Consider the following 24,020-nt stretch of genomic DNA (forward strand, 5'->3'; position numbering starts at 1 on the left):
CCTGCGGCAGTGGTGCGGTCGAGTGCCGCAGAGGGCACATAACCGCACCACTGCGCGGAGCGCACTACTCGTACTTGGGGAACACCGGCGTCGGGGTCGGTAGTGCTGTTCCGGCGACCGAACGCGTTGCGATGGAGGTGAACTCGCGATCGGTTGTCCCCAGCAGGTCGAGAATGCGCGAGGCCGAATCCGGCATCACCGGCTGCGCCAGGATGCTCACGATGCGCAATACCTCGATCGTCACGTACAACACCGTGGCCATGCGATCGGGATCGGTCTTGCGCAGCACCCATGGCTGCTGCAGCGAGAAGTAGCGGTTCGTCTCGCCGAGTACCGACCAGACCGCTTCGAGCGCGGAATGGATTGCCTGTACCTCGAATTCGCGGCGACAGATCTCGAGCAGCGCATCCGCGCGGGCCAGCATTTCCTCGTCCTCGGCGGTGAAGTCTCCCGGTGTCGGAAGCTTTCCTTCGAGGTTCTTGGCCACCATCGTCAGCGAACGCTGGGCGAGGTTGCCGAGTTCGTTGGACAGGTCGGCGTTGACGCGGGCGACGATCGCCTCGTGGCTGTAGCTGCCGTCCTGCCCGAACGAGACCTCGCGGAGGAAGAAGAAGCGCACCGGATCGAGACCGTAGTTCTCCACCAACGAGTCAGGCGTGAGCACATTGCCCAAGGACTTGGACATCTTCTCACCCTTGACGTTCAAGAACCCGTGCACGAACACCCGCTTGGGCAGCTCGATGCCCGCGGACATCAGAAACGCCGGCCAGTAGACGGTGTGGAAGCGAGTGATGTCCTTGCCGATGACGTGCAGATCGGCGGGCCAGAACTTCTGGTACGCCTCCGAGTCGGTCTCGGGGAAACCGGCACCGGTCAGGTAGTTGGTCAACGCGTCGACCCACACGTACATCACGTGCGCGGGATCGCCCGGCACGGGCACGCCCCAGTCGAACGTGGTCCGCGAGATCGACAGGTCGCGCAGACCGCCCTTGACGAAGTTCACGATCTCGTTTCGGCGCGTGTTCGGCGCGATGAAATCGGGCGAGGCGTCGTACAGCTCGAGCAGTTTGTCCTGGTACTGCGAGAGCCGGAAGAAGTACGACGGCTCCTCGGTCCACTCGACGGGCGTGTTCGTCTCGGTCGCGACGCGGGAGCCGTCCTCGCCGAGGGTGGTTTCGGCCTCGGTGTAGAAGGCCTCGTCGCGCACCGAGTACCAGCCGGAGAACGCGTCCAGATAGATGTCTCCGTTCGCTTCCATCCGCCGCCACAGTTCCTGGCTCGCCGCGTGATGGTCGGCGTCGGTGGTCCGGATGAAGCGGCCGTAGGAGCTCTGCAGCAGATCGTGAGCTGCCTGGAAGGCGTCGGAATTGCGCGCCGCGAGCTGGCGGACGTCGATGCCCTCGTTCTGCGCGGTCTGCTGCATCTTGAGGCCGTGCTCGTCGGTTCCGGTCAGAAAACGTACGTCGTAGCCGTCGAGGCGCTTGAAGCGCGCAATCGTGTCGGTGGCGATGTACTCGTACGCGTGCCCGATGTGGGGTGCTCCGTTGGGGTACGCGATTGCCGTGGTGACGTAGAAGGGTGGCCGTGAGGCATCAGCTGGCGCAGTCATGGTGGGCCTACTCTATCCAGCGTGAGTAGAGAACGTCCCGCGCCACCGCTGCCCGAGCCCGTCGGCCCCCTCGTCGACGCCCACACCCACCTCGACGCGTGCGGCGCGACCGATGCGGCGAGTGTGGCTGCGATCGTCGATCGCGCGGAGTCCGTCGGTGTCACACGCGTGGTCACCATCGCCGACGATCTCGAGGCCGCACGCTTCGCCGTCGACGCCGCCTCGTGGGATCCGCGGGTGTGGGCAGCGGTCGCCATCCACCCCACTCGCGCGAACGTGCTCGACGACGCCGTCAGGGCGGAGATCGAGAGGTTGGCGTCCGACCCCCGCGTCGTCGCTGTCGGTGAGACAGGCTTGGACTACTACTGGCCCGGCAAGCTCGACGGGTGCGCGACGGTGACCGAGCAGCACGACGGGTTCCGCTGGCACATCGATCTGGCGAAGCGGCTGGGTAAACCGCTGATGATCCACAACCGCGAGGCGGACGAGGATCTGCTCGCCGTCCTGAGCGGGGAGGGCGCTCCCGAGACGGTGATCTTCCATTGCTTCTCGGGAGGTCCCGAGACTGCGAGGGCCTGCGTCGATGCCGGTTACGTACTCAGTTTTTCCGGAACGGTCAGCTTCAAGAATGCGCACGCGCTGCGGGAGGCCGCGCTGCTGGTGCCCGACGAGCTCGTGCTGGTCGAGACGGACGCGCCGTTTCTGACTCCTCATCCGTTCCGTGGAGCGCCGAACGAGTCGTACTGCCTGCCGTACACCGCGCGGGCATTGGCGGAGGTGCGTGGTCAGGATCCGGCCGAGTTGGCTGCGCACGCCACGGCGAACGCGGAGCGGGTGTACGGCCTGTAGCAGCTGAAGTTGCGAGACAGGGGCGAATTCGTTACCGTACCGTGACCGAACTCGGGCGTTTCGACGCCGAAGTCACGCACGCAACCGCCAGGACTACGAAACTTTGTCGACTATCAGACGCCTCAACTCCACCCGCTCGACCACGCTGTACCTGGTCATCGCGGCTCTGTTGATGACGCTGGTCGCCGGCGGTGCAATGGCGGTCAGTCGTCACAAGACCGTGACCATCGACGTCGACGGCGACATGATCTCGCTCAGCACGATGAAGACCGACGTCAACAGTGCCCTGATCGACGCCGGCTACGCGCCGTCCGACAAGGACCTCGTCGTCCCGGCACCGGACACCGGGCTCAGCGACGGCGATACCGTCGTTCTGCGCCGCGCGCGCGAGATCACGCTGAACGTGGACGGCAAGCCCCAGGACATCTGGACCACGGCACTGACCGTCGAGGAAGCACTGCAGCAGTCCGGTCTGGACGAGGACGTGCACGTCTCTGCCTCACGCTCGGAGCGCTTGCCGCTGGACGGCACCGAACTCGACGTGGCGTTGCCCAAGCAGGTCTCGCTCGCCGACGGGGGTGCTCCCGCAACCCCGGTCACCGAAGCTGCACCGACCGTCCGTGAGTTCCTCGAAGCAGCGGGCGCTCCCCTCGAAGAAGCCGACACCGTCACCCCCGATCCCGATGCCACCGTCACCGACGGCACCGAGATCGTCGTCACGCGCAATCGCACCGTCACCAAGACCGAGACCACCGACGTCGATGCACCCGAGCAGCGCATCGAGGACCCGACGATGAACATGAGTCGGACGGTGGTCGAGGACCCCGGCGCTCCGGGTGTCTCCGACATCACCTGGAAGATCAACATGGTCAACGGCGTCGAGGTCGGCCGTGAGAAGGTCGACGAAGAGGTGAAGGTGCCCGCTCAGCCCAAGACCGTGCGCGTCGGAGCCAAGCCCGGCACCGAGGTGCCGCCAGTGGAGAACGGTGCGATCTGGGACGCGCTCGCACAGTGCGAGGCCACCGGTAACTGGGCCATCAACACCGGCAACGGCTTCTACGGCGGCGTGCAGTTCGATCAGAACACCTGGGAACGCCAGGGCGGACTCAAGTACGCACCGCGCGCCGATCTCGCCACCCGCGAAGAACAGATCGCCATCGCATCGGTGACGCAGAAGTCCCAGGGTTGGGGCGCATGGCCTGCCTGCACCTCCCGACTGGGTTACCGCTGAGCGCCTGCGTAGAGTTTCGGCTGTGTCCGAACATGTGAGGGGATCTGCGGCACTGCTCGGTCCCGCCGAGGTCCGCTCCCTCGCCGCCGAGCTGGATGTGCGACCCACCAAGCAACTCGGCCAGAATTTCGTCCACGACGCCAACACCGTTCGACGCATCGTCGCCTCGGCCGGCGTCGGCCCACAGGACTCGGTGCTCGAGGTCGGCCCCGGGCTCGGTTCGTTGACGCTCGCACTGCTCGACGTCGCGGAGTCGGTGGTCGCCGTCGAAATCGACCCCAAGCTCGCCACCCGGTTGCCCGTCACGGTGGCAGAGCGCGCTCCGACTCTGGCCGACCGACTGACCGTGATCGAGGCCGATGCCCTGCGCGTGCGGGCCGCAGACATCGCAGGGGAACCGACGGCGCTGGTGGCGAACCTGCCGTACAACGTCGCGGTGCCGGTCCTGATTCACTTGTTCTCGGAACTGCCGAGTCTCCGCGTTGCCGTGGTGATGGTGCAGGCCGAGGTGGCCGATCGGCTCGCGGCAGTGCCGGGCAGCAAGATCTACGGCATTCCGAGCGTCAAGGCCAGATTCTTCGGTGACGTCAAAAGGGCAGGCGCTGTGGGGCGTTCGGTGTTCTGGCCGGTGCCCAAGGTCGAGTCCGGTCTGGTGCGCATCGATCGGTACGCCGAGCCGCCGTGGCCGACCGACACCGCTCATCGCAAGGCAGTGTTCGCAGTGATCGACGCCGCATTCGCGCAGCGACGCAAGACCTTACGTGCCGCCCTGGCCGGGTGGGCCGGCTCTCCGACTGCCGCCGAACGCCGACTCCGCGAGGCAGGAATCGACCCGACGGCGCGCGGCGAAACCATCGACGCCGCAGCCTTCGTCCGTTTGGCCGCCACCGAGGCCTGAGCGCCGCTCTACAGGTGGATGTCCGACAATCGCGTCAGCTCGGTCCACCTCGACGCCTCCGCACGAGCAGCGGCCACCGGCGCATAGCGATCGGCCTCGATCAGCACCTCCAGATCGAGACCGGTGGCCGAGGAGATATCGGCCACCGGCACCTGATACGTCCGGTAGGGGCCGAGCGTCGGAGGATCGGTCTCCACTCGCAGGGGTTTGTCGAGAATCGGATCGAGGGACGGTGACTGGTCCAGCACGTAACCGGTGCAGGCGGGAGCCGCATCCTGTGACCACACGGCGATCTTGAAGAACCGCCGCGGAATGGCGAAGCCGCGGTACCCCGGATCGTCCTGCGCGAAGATGCATCCGCTGAACACCGAAAGGCGTCGGCCGTACTGCTCGGCGTAGCCCAGAACGTAGTCCTCGAGCCCGAGCCAGAGCGTCTTGGACTGGTTCAGGGTGGCCGTCTGTGGAGCGCACACCGTGTAATGGAAGGTGTCGGAGTTGGCGCGCCGTGCTACCGACAGCTCACCCCACACCGGATCTCGCCTGCGCACCAGATGTCCGCGATCGAGGTCGTTGTTCGAGTACAACTCGTTGCCGGCCTGCTGCGACGCGGGAAGTCGGTCGTCCAACCTCCAATTGTCGCTCCGCGCAACATCCTTCAGGCTCCCGCCGTCGATGTTGACCCCGGTGACCGCCGCGAGGCGTCGGGCAGGATCGATGGACACCGAGAAGTGCGTGTACGCAAGCGTCACCAGGTCGGGGTGATCGGGCAACCTGGGCCGATCGGGCGACCTGGGCCGATCGGGCAACGGAACGTCGACATCGGCCAGAAACTTCGGGTCGAAACCGAGGGCTGTCGTCATCGCTGCATTGACTCACGTTCCGGTTACCGGCACGTGAACCGCCGCACGATAGCGTTCGGTCAGTCGGGCGTGCCGCTCGGCGACCAGTCGGCACTCCTCGCGCAGCTCCGGTGGGTCGAGCACGGTGAAATCGGTGTCGAATGCCGCCAACCACCGCGCGATCGACGGCAGCGAATCACCCGAGAGCGCCAGAGCACATGTGCTCTCGTCGATGGTCTCGAGTGCGCCCCATTGCTCGTCGACCATCGGCGCGATCGTCTCGATAGGGGCGTGCAGCGCGATCCTCGCTTGCACCACGGCGAATGCCCGATCGATTCCTCTCGAGACGAACGCGGCCGCGCCACCCTCCGGCAACTCTCGCGGGGTGAACCGAGGACCCGTGGGAATCTTCGGAACCAGCCGATCCACCCGATACGACCGCCAATCCTCCCGCAGCACATCCCAGCCCAGTAGATACCAACGCGCACCCGCCCGCACCAGGCTGTACGGCTCCACCTCGCGTCTGGACTCCGAACCGTCGTGCTTGCGGTAGTCGAAGCGCAGCCGCTCATGCCCGTGACACACCGCCGCCACCGTCGACAGCACCGAAGCGTCCACCGCCGAGCGCGGGGTGCGTTCGACCACATCGATGCGCAGAGCATCGAGTCGATGCCGAATGCGCGAGGGCATCACCTGACGCAACTTCGTCAACGCCCGCAACGACGCCTCCCCGATGCCCGCCACCGACCCACCGGCCGCCGACTGCAACCCGAACGCCACGGCGAGGGCCTCGTCGTCGTCGAGCAGCAACGGCGGCATCTCGGCACCGGGGCCGAGTTGATAGCCGCCGCCCACTCCCGGCGTCGCATTGACCGGATAACCGATCTCACGCAGCTTGTCCACATCGCGCCGCAGCGTCCGAGGAGTGACGTCGAGTCGTTCCGCCAACTCGGAGCCCGCCCAATCGCGCCGGGTCTGGAGCAGAGACAGTAGCCGCAGCAGCCGAGCCGAGGTTTCTTTCATGCCGACACACTGCCACGTAATGCGGACATGTTCGGTCCGCTTTCTCGACTCGACACCGTCACCGAAGTCCACTCGATGTGACATCGACCCCCGAAAAGTGCTCGATGGTCGTTCCGCGGGCTCCACTCCAGTCCACTGAACGTCACATCGAGTACTCGATGGCGGCCGCCCTGGTGGTGAACTCGGGCCTCGTTTCTCCACTACTGTGGTTACCCGTGCTGTCTGTCGTTCCCACACCCGTCGTCGTTCGGGCCCCCTCGAAGGTGAATCTGCATCTGTCGGTCGGTGACCTGCGTCCCGACGGCTTTCACGAGTTGACGACGGTGTTCCAGGCCCTCTCGCTCTCGGACGAGCTGTCGGTCGTTCCGGCGAAGGCTCTGTCGGTGCGGGTCCGCGGCGACGACGCGAGGGTGGTTCCCACGGATTCGCGAAATCTGGTGTGGAAAGCAGCGGAGCTGTTGGGGCGTCGAGTCGGGCGCGAGCCGTTGGTCGAGATCACCATCGACAAGGGCATTCCGGTGGCAGGCGGGATGGCAGGCGGCAGTGCCGATGCCGCCGCGGCGTTGGTCGCGCTCAATTCGATGTGGCACCTGGACCTGTCGCGTGACGAGTTGGACGAGGTCGCCGCTGAGCTCGGCAGCGACGTGCCGTTCTCGCTGCACGGCGGCACCGCTGTGGGAACAGGTCGCGGTGAGAAGCTGCTTCCGGTGCTCTCGCGCAACAGTTTTCACTGGGTGCTGGCATTGGCGAAGGGTGGTCTGCAGACGCCTGCGGTGTACAACGAGCTCGACGAGTTGCGGGCCAAGGGCGATCCGCCGCGTCTCGGGGGCACCGAAGACCTGATGCATGCGCTCGCCTCCGGCGATCCGCGGGCGCTGGCACCGTTGCTCGGCAACGATCTCCAGGCTGCGGCGGTGTCGCTGATGCCACAGTTGCGTCGGACATTGCGTGCGGGGGTCACCGCGGGCGCGTTGGCGGGAATCGTGTCCGGTTCGGGGCCGACCTGCGCGTTCCTGTGTGCCGATGCCGATGCGGCGGTGTCGGTGAGTGCTGAATTGTCCGGTGCAGGCGTGTGCCGCACCGTCCGCGTTGCGAGTGGGCCGGTTCCCGGTGCTCGCGTTGTCACTAGCGAATCGATTGGTTCTTCCTGATGGTCAATCTCGTCAATCTCGAAAACGTCAGCAAGTCTTTCGGCGTCAAACCTCTGCTCGACGGTGTCTCCCTCGGCGTGCAGGAGGGCGAACGCATCGGCATGGTCGGTCTCAACGGTGGCGGTAAGACCACCACCCTCGAGGTTCTCGCCGGCATCGAACCACCCGATTCGGGACGCGTCAGTCGGGTCAACGGCCTGCGGATGGCGGTGGTCACCCAGCGCGGTGTGCTGCCACCCGGGTCGACCGTCGGCCAGGTGGTGCTCGACCCGCTCGGTATGGCCGAGCACGAGTGGGCTGGCGATTCGAGGGTGCGCAACATCTTGACCGGTATCGGTATCGCCGATCTGGGGCCGTCGGGCAGTTCGGGGCTCGACGCGCCGATCGACAACCTCTCCGGTGGCGAGCGTCGACGAGTTGCGTTGGCTGCGGCTCTGGTTCAGGATCTCGACCTCCTGGTCCTCGACGAGCCGACCAACCACCTCGATGTCGAGGGTGTGCAGTGGTTGGCCGCGCACCTGGTCAGCCGTCGTAGCGCGCTGGTGGTCGTGACCCACGATCGCTGGTTCCTCGATACCGTCGCCAATCGGACGTGGGAAGTGGTCGGCGGCGGGGTCGAGGCCTACGAGGGTGGCTACAACGACTGGGTGTTCGCTCGCGCCGAGCGATCCCGCCAGGCGGACGCGTCCGAGGAGCGGCGACGTAACCTCGCCCGCAAGGAATTGGCGTGGCTTCGCCGCGGCGCTCCGGCCCGTACCTCCAAGCCGAAGTACCGCATCGAAGCGGCCGAGGCCCTGATTGCCGACGTGCCTGCACCCCGTGACTCGGTGGCGTTGGCGTCGTTCGCTCAGCGCAGGCTCGGGAAGGTCGTGATCGAACTCGAAGACGCTCGCCTGGAAACCCCGGACGGCCGCGAGTTGGTGAAGGATTTCACGTGGCGGCTGGCACCGGGGGAGCGCGTCGGACTCGTCGGGGTCAACGGCTCCGGCAAGACGACTTTGCTGCGCACCCTCGCCGGAGAGCTGCAGCCGGCTCGGGGCAAGCGCATCCAGGGCCAGACCGTCAGCATCGGTTGGCTCAAGCAGGAACTCGACGACCTGCCCAAGAACCTGCGGGTGCTCGACGCGGTGAAGGAAGTCGCCGAGCGAATAACGCTGGGGGACAAGGAAGTATCGGCCGGTCAGCTTGCCGAGCGGCTGGGCTTCACCCCGGCTCGCCAGCGGACTCCCGTCGGTGATCTTTCCGGAGGTGAGCGGCGTCGGCTGCAACTGACGCGGGTGCTGATGGCCGAGCCCAACGTGTTGCTGCTCGACGAGCCGACCAACGATCTCGACATCGACACCTTGCAACAGCTCGAGGATCTGCTCGACGGCTGGGCAGGCACATTGGTGGTCATCAGCCACGATCGATACCTGATCGAGCGCATCTGCGATTCGACCTGGGCGCTGTTCGGCGACGGCAAGCTCACCAACCTGCCCGGCGGCATCGACGAGTACCTGCGTCGACGTGCGGTCCTCGCCGCCGAGGCCACGCCGGATTCACTGACCACCGGTAGCGTGCCGCGCAAGGCGACCCGTGATGCCGCGTCCGAGCGTGCTGCTCGCAAAGAGCTCAGCAAGCTCGAGAAGCTCGTCGTCCGGCTGTCCAAGCGGGAGACCGAATTGCACGCGGAGCTGGCGGAAGCGGCCACTGCGCCGGACAAGCTGGTGGTGCTCGACACCGAACTCAAGCAGGTCCTCGCCGACAAGGACGTCGCCGAGGAGCGCTGGATGGAACTGGCTGCCGAGTTGGAGTGAGCCGCTCCGCCGCATGTGCGTGACTGAGAAAAGGGTCGTTCCGCAGGCTCCACTCCCGGCTCTCAGCCCCGCTACGAAGTTTCGTGCACATGCGCGCAGCGCATACTGGAGGCATGGCATCGGTCGTCGCGAAAGTACTGGGCTCGGATTTTTCCCGTCTTCATCCCAAGGTGCAGTGGCGTTTCGGGTTGCAGTCTTCGGATGACCTCGCCCAGTTCGGGGTGGGCGTGATGGAGGAGATGACGCATTCGCGTCTGGTTCCGCCGCCGTTGTTGTGGGCGGGCCGTACACGCGGCCTCTTTCCGGCCGGTGTCGGTAAGGACGTGCCGTTCACTATCGCCAACTATGCGTATGTCGACGAATTGGGCCGCGAGACTTTGTCTTTCGTGCGTCGCTTCGCGTTCCCCGGCCGTCCGCAAGGGATGAATTCGGTGATGGTGTCCTCCGCCGTGTCCGACGCCTATGCCCTGGATTATCTGGGATTCTCCTCGGACATGGTGGTGCACACCACGTGTCGGGTGGACGACGAGGGCGGCCTGGTGCTCGAGAGCGAGGTGCCGCGATTTCTGCTCGGTCCCGTGGCTCCGAAGTTACCGAAGGTGGCGTCGGCTGTGACGATCGGTCGGGAGTGGTGGGATTCGGCCGAGGAACGACATCGCATCGAGATCGAGGTGCAGAGTCCTGTTCTCGGGCAGCTGTTTCTGTATCGCGGGTGGTTCACTGCGGAGGAGCGGCCGTGCCGGTCGGCAGATGTTCCCGAACAGGCGCGTCCGAGATCGGTCGAGTCTCGCGAATAGCGATACTCTTACGCCTCGGAGGATCTGCGGGGTGAAGGAGCGAACAGTGGCCGTTGTCGAAGCCGAGGTTGTCGGCGGGGTGGGGCATATCGTCCTGAATCGGCCGGAGGCGCTGAACTCGTTGAACAGTGCCATGATCGACGGTATTCGGGCCGCACTCGATGCTTGGCGCGACGACGACGCGGTTGCATCGGTTCTGGTGACGAGTAGTTCTCCGCGGGCATTCTGTGCGGGCGGAGACATCAAGGCTGTTCGGCAGGCTGTGGTCGAGGGGGATCGTGCGGCGGGTCCACGCTATTTCGCAGCGGAGTACGACCTCGACGAGATCATTGCGCATTACCCCAAGTCGTACATCTCGGTCATCGACGCGGCGGCGTTCGGCGGAGGTCTGGGCATCTCGATCCACGGCAGTGTTCGGATCGTCACGGAGAACGCAGTGCTGGCGATGCCGGAGACAGCGATCGGATTCGTGCCGGATGTGGGATCGAGCTATTTTCTGTCGCGGCTTCCCGGTCATATCGGGCGCTATCTGGCCTTGACCGGTACGCGCATCACCGGATCGGATGCGCTTGCGCTGGGTTTGGCCACGCACTTCTGCCCGAGCGACGCAGTGGGTGCGCTCGAGTCGGAGATCCTCGGTGGCACCGATATCGAGGACGTGCTCAGCCGCTACACGATATTGCCAGCGACCGAGTTGTCGTTCGATGCGGAGGCGGTGGCAGCGGTATTCGACAGGAAGTCGCTCGTCGACATCATCGATGCCTTGCAGTGCGACACACCGTGGTCTCGTGTGACCAAGACCCAGCTTGCGACACTGTCGCCGACATCGTTGATGGCCACGGACGCCTTGATCGCGCATGGTGCTCGGAGCACGTTGCGTGAATGCCTCGACCGGGAACTGCGGGTCGCGACATGGGTCATCGACCAACCGGACTTCGCCGAGGGAGTGCGTGCGGTGTTGGTCGACAAGGACCGAGCCCCGCAATGGAAGCCTCTGGTACTCGAGATGGTGCGACCAGAGGCATTCCAGCAGTTGTTGTGACCGTCAGCGGATCAGCGGTAACCCTTGGCCGGGTTCTGCAGGTCCAGCACGATGGTCTGACCGTTGGAACGCACATGGATCTCGGGGTTCTGCAGGCCACCCGAGACGAGGTACTCGCCGAGGAGCTGCAGCAGTTCATCGGGGCCGACGGAGGTGTCGGGGGTGCGGATGTCGCCGGTGCGGCTACCGAGCTCGTTCTGCGTCAGCCGGCCTGCGATACGCACGGATGCGACGCCCATCGCGGTGCGACGGTCCGGTGCCTGGCCGCGACCGAGCGTCGGCGAGGAGCTGGAGTTGGATCCGTGAGACGTGGAGCGGCCGTTGGTGGGCAGGCCGTGTTCTGAGATCTGATCGCTTGTAGTCACTTCAACCTCGTTCGATTCCTTGGCGGGCTTCTCTGGAAGACGTCGGTCCGCGCGGGAAGGCGTTGACTCCGTGCCGGACGACGTTGCTGGTGTTGGCGTTTTTGCGGACGCCTTCTCGGTGGACGCGGGCGCTACCGACGACTTCTCGGTGGTAGCGGACTCGACCGGCTTCTCGGCGGGGGCTGCCGCCGAAGAATCGGAGCGGGCACCGGCGGGCGAAGCAGAGTCGGACCTGGATGGCGTCGCCAACCGATGGGCGGGAACGCCACCGACCTTGATCCCGGCCAATGGGTAGTTCGATCCCTTTGTCATGTCGTCTTCCACTTCATCGTGATTCCCAGGTGGTTCCGCGCCGAGATGTCACGATCGAGTACCGATCGCAACGAACAACTCGACGTCGAGCACGTGAAAACGTACTCGAAGTTTGTTCGGACACTCTGAGAGTAGCATCACGATTGTTTAAGACGCCATTTTTTGACCGATGTATTTGTTCTGGATCCTGAACCACACCGCGAAACCCCAGGCCACGAACGCCGCATATATCAGATAAAGCACCGCGGACGGGTAGAAGCCGGCGACGATCAGCAGGGGAACGCCCACCACGTCGACCGCTATCCAGATCAGCCAGAACTCGGTGAGACCGCGCGCCATCCCGAAGGTCGCCAGCATCGATCCGGTGAAGATCCACGCATCGGCCCACTTGCCGAACGAGCCGAGGTAGCCGAACAGTTGCGCGAACACCACCGTGCCGACGACCGCGACGACGAGCATTGCCGACCGCTCACGCGCCGTGGCCCAACGCGGAAGCACCGCAGCCCCCGTGCGCTTGGAATCTCGTAGCCAGCGCACCAGTCCGTAGACACTCACGGCGATGAACATCAACTGACGTCCTGCTTGACCGTAGAGATCGAGCGCCTGCGGCGTATGGAACACGCCGCCGAGAAAGACGGTGAACAGCAACGCATTTCCGATGATCCCCACCGGCCATGCCCAGACGACGCGTCGCATTCCGCCGATTGCCGAGGCCAACCCGAAGCCGTTACCGACCACCTCGCGCCACAGCACGGGATGGCCGAACACACTGAATTCGGCGTTCAGTAGCTCGATCAGCATGAGGCAGCAACGAGCGAGAGCATGCTACTGATCGCCGGCGGCGACGAGTGGCTCCAGGGTCAGCTCGGGCATCTCCTTCTGGAGGTACTGCAAGCGCCACTTGTCGCTCACCAGTGCCAGAAGCGCGCCGTCGGTGCGGGTGAAGATCTCGACACCACGCTGACGACCCAGTTCGGCCGCGGAGGCCGCGTCGGTCCGCCGAGCCAGCGAGTACCCGAGGGGTTCCATGCGGGCGTCGACGCCGAACTCGGTCTTCATTCGAGCGGTGACCACCTCGAACTGCATCGGACCGACGGCCGCGAGGACCGGCGACGCGTCGCCGCGAACGTCGTTGCGCAGTACCTGCACCACACCTTCGGAATCGAGTTGCTCGACGGCGCGGCGGAACTTCTTGTACTTGTCTGCGCTGTCGACCCGCAGTGCGGAGAAGTGCTCGGGCGCGAACGACGGAATCGGCGGGAACTCGACCTTCTTGTCGGTGTAGAGCGTGTGACCCGGGGCGAGTGCGGTGGCGTTGACCAGGCCGACGATGTCTCCGGGGTAGGCGTGCTCGACGGTCGTGCGATCGCGTCCGAACACCGTCAGCGCATATTTGGTGGTGAACGGCTTCTTGGTCTGGGCGTGAGTGACGACCATGCCGCGCTCGAAGACTCCGGAGACGACGCGCATGAAGGCCAGTCGGTCTCGGTGCGCGGTGTCCATGCCTGCCTGCACTTTGAACACGACAGCGCTGAACGGGTCGGTCACCTTGCGCTCGCCGCCCGAGGCGTCTTCGCGAGGTCCCGGCGCGGGTGCGAGCGCCACCAGGGTGTCGAGGATCTGGCGGACGCCGAAGTTGAGCATCGCCGAGCCGAAGATCACCGGCGACGTCTGACCGGCGAGGAACATTTCCTGATCGTGCTGCTGGCCGCTCGAGATCAGCAGATCGCTCTCCTCCACGGCGGTGTCCCAGTCAACGCCCTCGCGTTCGGCGGCGGCCTCGGCCGTCATGAGTTCCTCGGGTGCGATGGTCGCGCCACCGGCGGTGCGAGTGAAACGGATGTAGCTGCCGTCTCGCACGTCGAGCAGACCGCGGAAGTCGCCTGCGATGCCGACGGGCCAGTACAGCGGCGTCGGGGTGAGGCCGATCCGTGACTCGATCTCGTCGAGCAGTTCGAGGGGTGCCTGGCCAGGGCGGTCCCACTTGTTGATCACGGTGATGACCGGAATGCCGAACTGACGGCACACCTGGAACAGCTTGAGGGTCTGCGGTTCGAGGCCCTTCGCTGCGTCGATGAGCATCACGGCTGCGTCGACGGCAGTGAGGACGCGGTAGGTGTCCTCGGAGAAGTCGGCGTGGCCGGGAGTGTCGACGAGGTTGACGACGTTGGTGATCTCGACATCGGGGGAGGTTTGATAGTTGAACTGCAGTGCGGTCGAACTGACCGAAATGCCGCGCGCCTTCTCCATTTCCATCCAGTCGGAGACGGTCGATCGCCTGCCTGCTTTGCCGTGGATGGCACCGGCCTCGGAAATGACGCGCGCGTGCAGTGCGAGGGCCTCGGTGAGTGTCGACTTGCCTGCGTCGGGGTGAGAGATCACCGCAAATGTTCGACGTCGGGCGACCTCGGTCTCCACTTCGGTTGCCGGGTTCCGAGACGAGCCGCCGTTCGATCCGGACCCTTCGAGCGTTGCATCGACGTCGGGGGTACTGGACGGGGTACTCACTGAAACCTCATTCTTCTGGCAAGGGCTGCACCGACAAGGGTCATCGGGCAGATATCCGGCGGTCGAATTCATAGGATACGCGGCCTGTTGTGCCCCGCGATCGGGGCAGGACTGCCTAGTGTGAAGGGTGGGGCGGGGCTGACCTCACGAGGAGAAGCGCGTTGAGCAAGTTCACCGAGGAGATGTTCGAGACGGCGAGCTCGAGCAAGCGTGGTCTGGTCACCGGCGAGCCCGACGAAGCGCTGCGGCAGTCCTGGGGAGAAATTCACGAGCAGGCGCGTCGCATGGCGGGTGCTCTGGCCGATGCGGGCGTCGAACACGGAGATGCCATCGGCATTCTGGCGGGCCAGCCCGTGGACATCGCGCCTGCGTGCCAGGCGACGTGGATGCGCGGGGGATCGGTGACGATGCTGCATCAGCCGACACCGCGAACGGATCTGGCCGTGTGGGGCGCGGACACCGAAACCGTGGTGCGGATGATCGCGGCCAAGGCGGTGATCCTCGGGCCCCCGTTCGACATCGCCGCTCCGGTGCTCGCGGAGCGCGGCATCACGGTGCTCTCGATAGCGGACATGAAGACCGGTCGCGACATCGATCCGGTACCGACGGCCGAGTCCGATATCGCGTTGCAGCAGCTCACATCCGGTTCAACCGGTTCGCCGAAAGCGGTACGGATCACGCACGAGAACTTCTACGTCAATGCATACGCCATGATCGATCGCATCGAGTTCGACGTCGATTCCGATGTGATGGTCAGTTGGCTGCCGCTGTTCCACGACATGGGGATGGTGGGTTTCCTGTCGGTGCCGATGCAGGTCGGTGCCGAGGTCGTCAGCATCACGCCCCTGGACTTCCTGCGCTCCCCGCTGTTGTGGGCCAAGCTCATTCACAAGTATCGCGGAACCGTCACGGCGGCACCGAATTTCGCGTACTCGTTGCTCGCCCGGAGACTGCGTCAGGCCGAGGACGATCTGGATCTGGACCTGTCGACGCTGCGGTATGCCTGGAACGGAGCCGAACCGGTCGATCCGGAGACCATGATCTCGCTGGCCGAGGCAGGCGCTGCATACAAGCTCGATCCGCTCGCGCTGGCACCGGTGTACGGGATGGCGGAAACGACTCTTGCGGTGTCGATTCCGGATCCGGGGCGGGGGCAGGTGATCGACGTGGTCGACGCGGACCTGCTCGAGACATTGGGGCGCGCTGTCCCCTCTACCCGGGGAAACACCAGATCCCTCGCCACTCTCGGCAAATTCGTTCCCGGTCTCGAGGGCCGTGTCGTGGACAAGGAGGGGCAGGTGCTCACCGCTCGCGGCGTCGGCATCATCGAGGTGCGGGGTAAGGCGGTCACGCCCGGATACATCACCGTCGACGGTCCGGTCTCGACTCTCGACGAGGACGGCTGGCTCGATACCGGCGACGTCGGCTACATCACCGAGGACGAACTGGTGGTGGTGTGCGGACGTATCAAGGACGTCATCATCATGGGTGGCCGCAACATCTATCCCACCGACATCGAACGGGCTGCAGGCACCGTCGCGGGTGTGCGACCGGGAAATGCCGTCGCGATTCGGCTCGATGCCGGGGACAAGCGCGAAAGCTTCGCTGTGGCAGTGGAAACCAACGACATCGGCAATCCGGACGAGGTCAAACGCATCGAACGTGAGGTGGTCCACGCGGTGCACTCGGAGGTGGGGGTGCGGCCGCGTACCGTCGCCGTGCTCGGGCCGGGCAGTATTCCGAAGACATCGAGCGGCAAACTGCGACGAGCAAACTCGGCGTCGCTGCTGAACTGACGCGGCTGGAGACCTCACACCCTTTGTGCCGGGTGCGCGCGTGTGTTCGGTGGCGAGAACGGGCGCGCACCTCACAACAGGGGTGTGAGGTTCAGCGTGGGTGCACCCTGTTCTGCGCTGCTTCGAGGCCGGCCGAGAGCAGTAGCTCTGCGGCATCGGCAGCTTCTTCGACGACGACGCCGAGGTCTTTGCGCTCGGCTGCGGAGAACGGCTTGAGGACGAACGACGCCGGATCCATTCGGCCGGGTGGCCGCCCGACGCCGACGCGAACCCGCAGGTAGTCCTTGGTGCTCAGGTGCTGGGAGATCGAGCGCAGTCCGTTGTGGCCGCCCTCGCCGCCGCCGAGTTTGAGTCGGAGAGAGCCGAAGTCGATGTCCAATTCGTCGTGGACCACCACGATGTTCGCCGGTTCGATGGAGAAGAAGCGCGCCAACGCCGCCACCGGTTGGCCCGAGAGATTCATGAACGTGCGCGGCTTGGCGACGACCACGGAGCGAGCGCCCAGGCGGGCCTGCACGATGTCGGAGTTGGACTTCTTGTGCGAGGAGAACGTCGACCCGACGCGTCCGGCAAGCGCGTCGGCGACCATGAAACCCACGTTGTGGCGGGTCTTTTCGTACTGTGGGCCGGGATTGCCCAGCCCGATGATCAGGGCAGGCGCTTCGGGGTCAACACTCACGGTCTCGATTGTCTCATCACGCCTTCGAAACGAACGGCGCGCCGCTCCCGGGGGAGACGGCGCGCCGTTGTACGTGCTGGGGTGGAATCAGCTCTCGTCAGAAGACGCTGCTTCTTCCTGGGTCTCGGCCTCGCCGGTCTCGGAGACAGGCTCGGTGCCTTCGCCCTCTGCCTCGAGCTCGTCCTCGGACGGTGCCTCGACGACGTTGACGAGCAGAAGCTCCGCATCGGAGATCAGCACGACGCCGTCGCCGAGCTGCAGGTCACCGGCGGTGATCTGCGTGCCGATCTCGGCATCCTCGACGGAGACGGTGATGGACTCCGGGATTTCCAGGGCGTCGGCTTCGATCTCGACGTAGGTGGAGTCGACGGTAACCAGCGTGCCGGGAGCGGCGTCGCCCTCGACGACGACGTTGACCTCGACGGTGACGCGCTCGCCCTTCTTCAGGACGAGGAGATCGGCGTGCTCGATGGTGCGACGGATCGGGTGCACGACGACCGACTTGGTCAGTGCGACTTGCTCGGCACCTGCGATGTCGAGTGTCAGCACAGCGTTGGTTCCGCTGTTACGGAGCACGGCTGCGAACTCGCGCGCGTCGAGAGCGAGGTGGCGGGGATCGGTGGCGTGTCCGTACAGAACGGCGGGGACGAGGCCGTCGCGACGTGCGCGGCGAGCGGCACCCTTGCCGAATTCGGTGCGGACCTGCGCGGTGAGATTGTTTACCTTCGATGCCATGGTGCTACTGCTCCTGATTGCTGTGATCTGTGGTTCGTGCGGCTACTTCGTCGGGCGGTCAAGCTCGTCGGGGCGGACACGTACGAGCGCGGCCAACGGGGCCGAGCCGCGTCGATAACGGTGGATCCGGAAATCGTGGATCTACCCTCGCCGAGACAACCTGGAAGACAATACACGATGCTGCGCAGTGGCTTGGTTATGTGCCCCCTGGGGCACCTACGCGTGCCATTGCGAGCGCAGCGAGCAGGTCGGCAGCCACCGACCGCGCCACCGCGATCGCATCGTCTCGTCCCCCTGCGGTCCCCATCACGACGGCACCTTCGTGCAACAACGACAACCGGGTTCCCAGGTCTTCTGCATCGGGGTATCCGGCCTCCGTCGCCAGCCGAGCAAACAATGATCTGGTCCACGCCTTCTCGGATTCGATGATCGCGAGTACGGGGCTGTCGGTGCCGCCGAACTCTGCGAATGCGTTGACGAACCCGCAGCCGCGACGGTTGCCGCGCATCCAGGCATCGAGTGCGTCGTACACCCCGAGGATGCGGGTAGGGCCGGGTTCGAGGGTGTCGACGTACTGCGTGACGTGCTCGCACCACAGTCGGTATCGACGAGCGAGATAGTGCTGCACCAGGCCGTCCTTGGAGCCGAAGCGGTCGTACAGGGTTTTCTTGGTGGTACCGGCTTCCTCGGCGATGAGGTCGACGCCGACGGCCCGGATTCCGTGGGCATAGAACAACTCGCTGGCGACGGTGAGGATGCGTTCGCCGGCGGGGGTGAGTGGCTTGTCGAGCATGGTTGCCTTTCGAAAGCGCTGGTCAGTCAGGGGTGCACTGCGAGTATACAGACCTGTATATTTACATCTGCTCATGAAAGCAAACGTCGACGCCGTCGCGGGAACAGCCCTGGTGGTGCTGTGGAGTTCCGGGTTCATCGGTGCCGAGCTCGGCACGGCCGAAGCGCCCGCGCACACACTGCTGGCCTGGCGCTACTCCGCAGCTGCGGTGCTGCTCGTCGCCTGGTGTTGGTACCGGCAGCTGAGACCGACCTGGCACGCCATCCGAATCCACACGATCATCGGCCTGCTCTGCCAGGTCCTGTACCTCGGTGCCACCATCACCGGCATCGGGATGGGCGTGCCGCCCGGAGTCGCCGCGTTGATCGCGGCGCTGCAGCCGCTGGTGGTCGCGGTGGCGTCGAGCAGAGTCTTCGGCGATCGCATCGGGCGAGTGCAGGTGCTCGGGCTGCTCGTCGGAGTCGCGGGAGTCTCGATCGTCGTGGCCGGCGACCTGTCTGCTGCCGGTCTCTCTTGGCCGGTCTATCTGCTACCGGTCGCCGGAATGCTGGCGTTGTCAGCGGGAACCATCGGCCAGCGAACACTGGCACCGAAGGAGCCGATCGCACTGTCGATGGCCATCCAATGTTCGGTCAGTGCGGTGAGTTTCATGACCTGGAGCGTGCTGGCGGGAGATGCAGCGCCACCGATGACGGGTGGTTTCGGGGCGGCCATCGTCTGGACGGTCGTGCTGTCGACCTTCGGGGCGTACGGCGCGTTCTTGTACGTGGTGCGCCGTAGTGGACCCACCCGCGCCAGCGTGCTGCTCTACCTCACGCCGCCGACGACGATGCTGTGGGCCTGGCTCATGTTCGGCGACGCGATCACCTGGTTCGGAGTCGCCGGACTGATGGTCTCGGCCGTCGGGGTCGCGCTGTTCCTGCGCAGACCCCAGGTGAGCGGAAGTGCCGATCGCAACCCCTGTCACTCACCTGCCAGCGCAGCGAGCATCGTGTCCAGTTCGGCGAAGGTGACGAAGTAGTGCGCAGATGCGCGGACGACGGAGTCCAATCCCCGGTCCGTCATGTCCAGCCGCGTCGAACTGCGGTAACTCACTCGCACGCTCACACCCTGCTCTCCCAGCCGGTCGCGAACAGCCTCTGGCTCCTCACCGTCCACGGTGAACGAGACGATGCCGCTCTTGCGGTCACCGAGATCGCGCACGGTCACTCCGGGGATCCTCCTGAGCCCGGTGCGCAGGTATTCGGCACGCTCGACCACGGCCTGCTCGACCTGATCGATGCCGAGTTCGAGCAGATAGTCGACGGCAGCACCGAGTGCCAGCCTGGCGGCCACATCGCATTCCCAGAACTCGAATCGTGTGGCGTCGTCGGCCATGCGATACCTCTGCGCGTCGATCCACTGCGCGCTGTGCAGGTCCAGCGCCGGGGGATGCAGCGTCGACGCCAATCCAGGACGCACATACAGAAATCCTGTTCCGCGGGGCCCGCGGAGCCATTTGCGACCGGTGGCCGACAGAGCGTCGACACCGAGTTCCTCGACGTCGACGCGCAGCTGCCCGATGGATTGGCAGGCGTCGAGCAAGACCAGTGCGCCGTGTCGGTGGGCGAGGTCTGCGATGGCGCGGGCGGGGTTGACCAGCCCACCGTTGGTGGGCGCGTGCACCACCGAGATCAGTTTCACGCGATCATCGAGCATCCCCTCCAGGGCCCGGACGTCGATTTGCCCCGACTCGTCGCTCGCAATCACCTCGACGGTCGCTCCGGTGACCTCGGCGCGGTGTAGAGCGGAGATCGCGTTGCTGGCATATTCGGCCTCGCACAGCAGGATTCGGTCACCGGGTGCCAGCGGCACGGAGTAGAAGAAATCGGTCCAGGCGCGCGTCGCAGAATCGGACAGTGCAATGCTCGACGCCTGCGCTCCGATCAAGGTTCCGATCGAGGTCTTGACGGCAGCGAGCTCGGTCGCTCGTTCGGCCGCGGCGGAGTAGCCACCGATTTCTGCTTCCCGACGCAGGTGCGCGACGGCGGTGTCGACAACGACGGTGGGGGGAAGCGAGGACCCGGCGCTGTCGAGAAATACTCGACCCGACGACCCAGGGGTATCGCGGCGAATGCGGTCGTGATCGAGCATCGATTGTCCTTACTCGTGGATCAGGCACAAACTCTCGGGCATCAGGGTTCCACAATCGGTAGCCTCGATCGGAGGCGGGATCACCGCGTTTTCGATCCTCGCAGCTGGGTACGTTCGGAAGCAGAGAACGTGTTGAGTGCGGAAAGTAGGAACGGCAGTGTCTTCCAACGAGAAGTCCCTCGGGCTGAGTTCGCGCCCAGCAGCAGAGGCATACATATCGAAGGTGTGTTTCAAGCAGGGTCCACCGGCTCTGATCGGCGTCGAACTCGAGTGGCTCACCGCCCTCGATGACGGAACGCGACCCACGCTCTCTGCTCTGTCCGCTGCGCTCGGTGTCCACTCCCCACGCAGCCTCGATCCTCGGTCACCCGCCCTGACGTTGCCGGGCGGAAGTATCGTCACCGTCGAACCCGGCGGCCAAGTCGAATTGTCCAGTTCGCCTTGTACATCCGTTTCTCGTCTCGAACCGATGCTCGACGCCGATTCGCGGTTGTTGCACGACCTGCTTGCCGATGCCGGCATCACGATCCTCGCCGCTGCGGCCGATGGCGATCGCGCTCCCGAGCGACTGCTCACATTGCCGCGGTACTGCGCGATGGAGACTCGGTTCACCACCATCGGCCCTTACGGCAAACTGATGATGTGCAGTACCGCTGCGGCGCAGGTCAGCGTCGACGCCGGTCGTGATCGGGCCGAGATCGGCGCGCGGTGGCGCATGCTCCACGTCATCGGCCCGGCGTTCGTGGCCGCGTTCGCGCGTTCTCCGAAGCTCGCTGGCGCGCCTGCCGGGAACTGGGTATCCCAGCGGATGCGGACCTGGCTCGAACTCGATTCCAGTAGAACCGATTCCACCAGAACGATCGCCTCCGATACTGCAGATCCGATCGCCGAGTATGCGCGGTGGGCGCTCGACGTTCCGCTGTTGTGCATACAGGGCGTCACGCAGAATTGGGAAGCACCCGCGGGGACGACGTTCGCGCACTGGCTCGATGATCCCGATGTCGTGGGACGGCCGCCCACGTACGGCGATCTCGATTATCACCTAACCACCTTGTTCCCCCCGGTGCGGGCCTGCGGGCACCTCGAGATCCGCTATCTCGATGCTCAACCGGACGGGCAATGGGCGGTTCCCGCGGCGGCATTCGAGGCGTTGTTGTCCACTCCACAACTCGTGGCCCGTGCCACCGAGATCGGTGCCGAGACGGCCGGGCGGTGGCTCGACGCGGCCCGCGTCGGACTCGCGGATCGCGATCTGCGCACGGCTGCAACCGAATTGCTGAACCTCGCGGCGGAGCCCAGCGGCGAGTACGCCGAGCAACTGTCGGCCGCGTCCCGCCGGTGCCGTTCCGGCCTGCCGCCCAGCGAGTTCGACGCGAGGTCGGCAGCATTCGAGAGTCGAAAGGAATCGGTGTGAGCCCCGAACAACTCAGGAACCGGATCGAGACGGTCCTCGTGCGAAGTCGAAACCGCAGTGCTGCGCTCACCGACTGCATCGACGAGACCGAACTGATGGCGCAGCACTCGCCGCTGATGAGTCCGCTGGTCTGGGATCTCGCCCACATCGGGAGCCAGGAGGAGCTCTGGCTCGTTCGCGACGTCGGTGGCCGTGACCCCGTGCGTCCCGATATCGACGAGCTGTACGACGCATTCAAGCACTCGCGTTCGTCACGCACCTCGCTGCCGTTGCTCACTCCGGAGGAGGCGCGTGTCTACGTCCAGACCGTTCGCGACAAGGCCTGGGATGTGCTCGACCACAGCACTTTCGAGGGTAGGCCGGTGGAGAAGCACGGCTTCGCGTTCGGCATGATCGCTCAGCACGAGCAGCAGCACGACGAGACGATGCTCGCGACCCATCAATTGCGTTCAGGGCCTGCGGTTCTGACGGCTCCTGCTCCGCCGGACTCGGAGGTGCCGGTATCGGGCGAGGCGGTCATCGCCGGTGGCCCGTTCTCGATGGGGACCTCGCTCGACCCGTGGGCACTGGACAACGAGCGGCCTGCTCATGTCGTGCATGTGCCGACCTTCGCGATCGACCGAGCCCCGATCACCAACGGGCAGTTCATGACATTCATCGCCGACGGTGGTTACGAACGCCGCGAACTCTGGTCCGAGAGGGGCTGGCAGCATCGCCTCGACGCCGACCTGACTGCTCCGCAGTTCTGGGAGTGCGATTCGGACGGCACGTGGTGGCGTCGGAGCTTCGGGGTGCGCAGGCCGGTGCGAACCCGGCAACCGGTGGTGCACGTGAGTTGGTTCGAGGCCGATGCGTACGCCCGCTGGGCAGGCAAGCGGCTGCCGACGGAGGCGGAGTGGGAGAAGGCGGCGCGGTTCGACTCCGAGACGCGAACCAGCCGCGCCTACCCGTGGGGCGATGCCGAACCCACTGCGGCGCATGCGAATCTGAATCAGCGTCACCTCGAACCAGCAGATGTGGGCGCGTACCCGGTCGGTGCGTCTGCGGCGGGCGTGCATCAGCTCATCGGCGACGTGTGGGAGTGGACGTCCTCGGATTTCGAGCCGTATCCCGGGTTCGAGGCGTTCCCGTACCCCGAGTACTCCGAGGTGTTTCTGCGCGGGGACTACAAGGTGTTGCGCGGCGGATCCTTCGGCACCGACGAGGTGGCGTGCCGGGGCACGTTCCGCAACTGGGATCATCCGATCAGGCGGCAGATCTTCAGCGGATTCAGGTTGGCTCGCGACGTGGAGCACAGCTGAATGTGCCGACATCTCGGGTACCTGGGGGTGGACACCTCGGTGGGGGCGCTGCTGACCGAGGGTGACCATTCGCTGCGGGCCCAGTCCTACGCGCCGAGCGAGATGCGTGGCGGTGGCACCATCAATGCCGATGGATTCGGTGTCGCTTGGTGGGACGGCGACCGAGCCGCGCACAGCTATCGCAATCCGATGCCGATCTGGACCGACCCTGCGGTCGACGACGCCTTGCGTCAGATCCGGTCGGGGGCGGTGATCGCCGCGGTGCGTTCGGCAACGGTCGGCATGCCGGTCGAGCGCAGCGCCTGTGCTCCGTTCACCGACGGCCGATGGGCGTTCAGCCACAACGGTGTGGTGTTCGGCTGGCCGCACTCGATGGCCGAATTGTGGTCGGAGGTACCGCCGATCGACGCCTTGGCATTGCCCGCGCCCACCGATGCCGCCGCCCTGTGGGTCGTGTTGCAGAACCTGCTGCGTACCCACGATCCCGAGTCGGCTCTCCGGATTCTGGTTCAACGCGTCGAGGCGAAGTCACCGGATGCCAGATTGAACCTGCTGCTCGGCGATGGCGAGACCCTGTACGCCACAGCGGCCTATCACTCGCTGTCCGTGCGGCGAACCGAAGAAGCGGTCATCGTTGCGTCCGAGCCCCTCGACGGTCATCCGGACTGGACCCCCGTCGATGATCGACGCATGGTTGTCGCCACGAGAACCGATGTCACTGTCTCCCGCCTGTAGCCCATCGAAGGAGC

Annotated in this window: 23 protein-coding genes; 13 read left to right on the top strand and 10 right to left on the bottom strand. The window is 65.3% G+C overall.

Going from position 1 to position 24,020, the window contains the following annotated elements; all coding sequences use genetic code 11:
- Positions 1 to 64: 64 nt before the first annotated feature.
- Complete coding sequence (metG, locus tag J1M87_RS14560) at positions 65 to 1,609, bottom strand: methionine--tRNA ligase (RefSeq protein ID WP_206490105.1); 1,545 nt, start codon at positions 1,607 to 1,609, stop codon at positions 65 to 67.
- 21 nt (positions 1,610 to 1,630) lie between these two features.
- On the opposite strand from metG, the gene J1M87_RS14565 reads away from it, so the two are divergent.
- The 3 genes from J1M87_RS14565 (at position 1,631) to rsmA (ending at position 4,587) form a co-directional block, all read left to right on the top strand.
- Positions 1,631 to 2,458, top strand: coding sequence for a TatD family hydrolase (locus tag J1M87_RS14565; protein ID WP_206490106.1), 828 nt, complete (start codon positions 1,631 to 1,633; stop codon positions 2,456 to 2,458).
- 103 nt (positions 2,459 to 2,561) lie between these two features.
- Positions 2,562 to 3,689, top strand: a complete 1,128-nt coding sequence (locus J1M87_RS14570) for a resuscitation-promoting factor (RefSeq protein ID WP_206490107.1) — start codon at positions 2,562 to 2,564, stop codon at positions 3,687 to 3,689.
- A gap of 4 nt (positions 3,690 to 3,693) precedes the next feature.
- The gene (gene rsmA / locus J1M87_RS14575) at positions 3,694 to 4,587 is read left to right on the top strand and encodes a 16S rRNA (adenine(1518)-N(6)/adenine(1519)-N(6))-dimethyltransferase RsmA (protein ID WP_241256993.1); all 894 of its coding nucleotides are present in this window, start codon (positions 3,694 to 3,696) and stop codon (positions 4,585 to 4,587) included.
- Between the two features lie 8 nt (positions 4,588 to 4,595).
- Here the strand turns inward: rsmA and J1M87_RS14580 are convergent, their stop codons facing one another.
- A complete protein-coding gene (locus tag J1M87_RS14580; RefSeq protein ID WP_206490109.1) occupies positions 4,596 to 5,447 on the bottom strand; it encodes a DNA/RNA non-specific endonuclease in 852 nt (283 codons plus the stop codon).
- A gap of 12 nt (positions 5,448 to 5,459) precedes the next feature.
- On the bottom strand, positions 5,460 to 6,449 hold the full coding sequence (locus J1M87_RS14585) for a YafY family protein (protein WP_206490110.1): 990 nt from the start codon (positions 6,447 to 6,449) through the stop codon (positions 5,460 to 5,462).
- A gap of 215 nt (positions 6,450 to 6,664) precedes the next feature.
- Here J1M87_RS14585 and J1M87_RS14590 point away from each other — a divergent pair, with 215 nt between their 5' ends.
- The 4 genes from J1M87_RS14590 to J1M87_RS14605 all read left to right on the top strand — a co-directional run bounded on the left by J1M87_RS14590 (position 6,665) and on the right by J1M87_RS14605 (position 11,235).
- Positions 6,665 to 7,600 (top strand): 4-(cytidine 5'-diphospho)-2-C-methyl-D-erythritol kinase, encoded by a 936-nt coding sequence (locus J1M87_RS14590; protein WP_206490111.1) that lies wholly within the window; start codon positions 6,665 to 6,667, stop codon positions 7,598 to 7,600.
- A complete protein-coding gene (locus J1M87_RS14595) occupies positions 7,600 to 9,396 on the top strand; it encodes an ABC-F family ATP-binding cassette domain-containing protein (protein WP_206490112.1) in 1,797 nt (598 codons plus the stop codon). The genes J1M87_RS14590 and J1M87_RS14595 overlap by 1 nt, the downstream gene beginning before the upstream one ends.
- 113 nt (positions 9,397 to 9,509) lie before the next feature.
- Entirely contained in the window at positions 9,510 to 10,193 is a 684-nt protein-coding gene (locus J1M87_RS14600; RefSeq protein ID WP_206490113.1) for a DUF4166 domain-containing protein, read from the top strand.
- A gap of 46 nt (positions 10,194 to 10,239) precedes the next feature.
- Entirely contained in the window at positions 10,240 to 11,235 is a 996-nt protein-coding gene (locus J1M87_RS14605; protein ID WP_206490114.1) for an enoyl-CoA hydratase/isomerase family protein, read from the top strand.
- Between the two features lie 11 nt (positions 11,236 to 11,246).
- Here the strand turns inward: J1M87_RS14605 and J1M87_RS28675 are convergent, their stop codons facing one another.
- Complete coding sequence (locus tag J1M87_RS28675; protein WP_241256956.1) at positions 11,247 to 11,600, bottom strand: hypothetical protein; 354 nt, start codon at positions 11,598 to 11,600, stop codon at positions 11,247 to 11,249.
- A gap of 70 nt (positions 11,601 to 11,670) precedes the next feature.
- Here J1M87_RS28675 and J1M87_RS28680 point away from each other — a divergent pair, with 70 nt between their 5' ends.
- Entirely contained in the window at positions 11,671 to 11,895 is a 225-nt protein-coding gene (locus tag J1M87_RS28680) for a hypothetical protein (protein ID WP_241256957.1), read from the top strand.
- Between the two features lie 164 nt (positions 11,896 to 12,059).
- Here J1M87_RS28680 and pnuC read toward each other — a convergent pair whose 3' ends face one another.
- Together pnuC and J1M87_RS14620 are read right to left on the bottom strand one after the other, a co-directional pair.
- A complete protein-coding gene (pnuC, locus tag J1M87_RS14615) occupies positions 12,060 to 12,713 on the bottom strand; it encodes a nicotinamide riboside transporter PnuC (protein ID WP_206490116.1) in 654 nt (217 codons plus the stop codon).
- 24 nt (positions 12,714 to 12,737) lie between these two features.
- Entirely contained in the window at positions 12,738 to 14,330 is a 1,593-nt protein-coding gene (locus J1M87_RS14620) for a peptide chain release factor 3 (RefSeq protein WP_307830833.1), read from the bottom strand.
- Between the two features lie 251 nt (positions 14,331 to 14,581).
- Here J1M87_RS14620 and J1M87_RS14625 point away from each other — a divergent pair, with 251 nt between their 5' ends.
- Positions 14,582 to 16,216 carry a fatty acyl-AMP ligase gene (locus J1M87_RS14625; RefSeq protein WP_206490118.1) on the top strand — a complete coding sequence of 545 codons (1,635 nt, stop codon included), beginning with the start codon at positions 14,582 to 14,584 and terminating at the stop codon, positions 16,214 to 16,216.
- Positions 16,217 to 16,307: 91 nt separating this feature from the next.
- On the opposite strand, the gene pth is transcribed toward J1M87_RS14625, so the two are convergent.
- The 3 genes from pth to J1M87_RS14640 form a co-directional block, all read right to left on the bottom strand.
- A complete protein-coding gene (pth, locus tag J1M87_RS14630; RefSeq protein WP_206490119.1) occupies positions 16,308 to 16,895 on the bottom strand; it encodes an aminoacyl-tRNA hydrolase in 588 nt (195 codons plus the stop codon).
- Positions 16,896 to 16,982: 87 nt separating this feature from the next.
- Entirely contained in the window at positions 16,983 to 17,630 is a 648-nt protein-coding gene (locus J1M87_RS14635; protein WP_206490120.1) for a 50S ribosomal protein L25/general stress protein Ctc, read from the bottom strand.
- A 196-nt stretch (positions 17,631 to 17,826) separates the two neighbouring features.
- Positions 17,827 to 18,423 carry a TetR/AcrR family transcriptional regulator gene (locus tag J1M87_RS14640; protein WP_206490121.1) on the bottom strand — a complete coding sequence of 199 codons (597 nt, stop codon included), beginning with the start codon at positions 18,421 to 18,423 and terminating at the stop codon, positions 17,827 to 17,829.
- A gap of 73 nt (positions 18,424 to 18,496) precedes the next feature.
- On the opposite strand from J1M87_RS14640, the gene J1M87_RS14645 reads away from it, so the two are divergent.
- A complete protein-coding gene (locus tag J1M87_RS14645; protein WP_206490122.1) occupies positions 18,497 to 19,444 on the top strand; it encodes a DMT family transporter in 948 nt (315 codons plus the stop codon).
- Here J1M87_RS14645 and J1M87_RS14650 read toward each other — a convergent pair.
- Positions 19,387 to 20,556, bottom strand: a complete 1,170-nt coding sequence (locus tag J1M87_RS14650; protein WP_206490123.1) for an aminotransferase class V-fold PLP-dependent enzyme — start codon at positions 20,554 to 20,556, stop codon at positions 19,387 to 19,389. The two genes, J1M87_RS14645 and J1M87_RS14650, sit on opposite strands and share 58 nt — an antisense overlap.
- Before the next feature lie 157 nt (positions 20,557 to 20,713).
- Between J1M87_RS14650 and egtA the strand changes: the two genes are divergently transcribed.
- The 3 genes from egtA to egtC are packed head-to-tail and all read left to right on the top strand — an operon-like array spanning position 20,714 to position 24,006.
- Positions 20,714 to 21,970 carry an ergothioneine biosynthesis glutamate--cysteine ligase EgtA gene (egtA, locus tag J1M87_RS14655; protein ID WP_206490124.1) on the top strand — a complete coding sequence of 419 codons (1,257 nt, stop codon included), beginning with the start codon at positions 20,714 to 20,716 and terminating at the stop codon, positions 21,968 to 21,970.
- On the top strand, positions 21,967 to 23,271 hold the full coding sequence (egtB, locus tag J1M87_RS14660) for an ergothioneine biosynthesis protein EgtB (RefSeq protein ID WP_206490125.1): 1,305 nt from the start codon (positions 21,967 to 21,969) through the stop codon (positions 23,269 to 23,271). Before egtA ends, egtB begins: the two co-directional genes overlap by 4 nt.
- The gene (gene egtC, locus J1M87_RS14665) at positions 23,272 to 24,006 is read left to right on the top strand and encodes an ergothioneine biosynthesis protein EgtC (protein WP_206490126.1); all 735 of its coding nucleotides are present in this window, start codon (positions 23,272 to 23,274) and stop codon (positions 24,004 to 24,006) included.
- Positions 24,007 to 24,020 lie beyond the last annotated feature (14 nt).

The organism is Rhodococcus sp. KRD162 (genome assembly GCF_017168335.1).
In the GTDB taxonomy this organism is placed as follows: Bacteria; Actinomycetota; Actinomycetes; order Mycobacteriales; family Mycobacteriaceae; genus Rhodococcoides.

Excerpts from the sequence above, each read along its gene's own strand:
- metG (WP_206490105.1), bottom strand. The coding sequence starts at position 1,609 with ATGACTGCGCCAGCTGATGCCTCACGGCCACCCTTCTACGTCACCACG.
- J1M87_RS14580 (WP_206490109.1), bottom strand. The coding sequence starts at position 5,447 with ATGACGACAGCCCTCGGTTTCGACCCGAAGTTTCTGGCCGATGTCGAC.
- J1M87_RS14585 (WP_206490110.1), bottom strand. The coding sequence starts at position 6,449 with ATGAAAGAAACCTCGGCTCGGCTGCTGCGGCTACTGTCTCTGCTCCAG.
- J1M87_RS14595 (WP_206490112.1), top strand. The coding sequence starts at position 7,600 with ATGGTCAATCTCGTCAATCTCGAAAACGTCAGCAAGTCTTTCGGCGTC.
- J1M87_RS14600 (WP_206490113.1), top strand. The coding sequence starts at position 9,510 with ATGGCATCGGTCGTCGCGAAAGTACTGGGCTCGGATTTTTCCCGTCTT.
- pnuC (WP_206490116.1), bottom strand. The coding sequence starts at position 12,713 with ATGCTGATCGAGCTACTGAACGCCGAATTCAGTGTGTTCGGCCATCCC.
- J1M87_RS14635 (WP_206490120.1), bottom strand. The coding sequence starts at position 17,630 with ATGGCATCGAAGGTAAACAATCTCACCGCGCAGGTCCGCACCGAATTC.
- J1M87_RS14640 (WP_206490121.1), bottom strand. The coding sequence starts at position 18,423 with ATGCTCGACAAGCCACTCACCCCCGCCGGCGAACGCATCCTCACCGTC.
- J1M87_RS14645 (WP_206490122.1), top strand. The coding sequence starts at position 18,497 with ATGAAAGCAAACGTCGACGCCGTCGCGGGAACAGCCCTGGTGGTGCTG.
- J1M87_RS14650 (WP_206490123.1), bottom strand. The coding sequence starts at position 20,556 with ATGCTCGATCACGACCGCATTCGCCGCGATACCCCTGGGTCGTCGGGT.
- egtC (WP_206490126.1), top strand. The coding sequence starts at position 23,272 with ATGTGCCGACATCTCGGGTACCTGGGGGTGGACACCTCGGTGGGGGCG.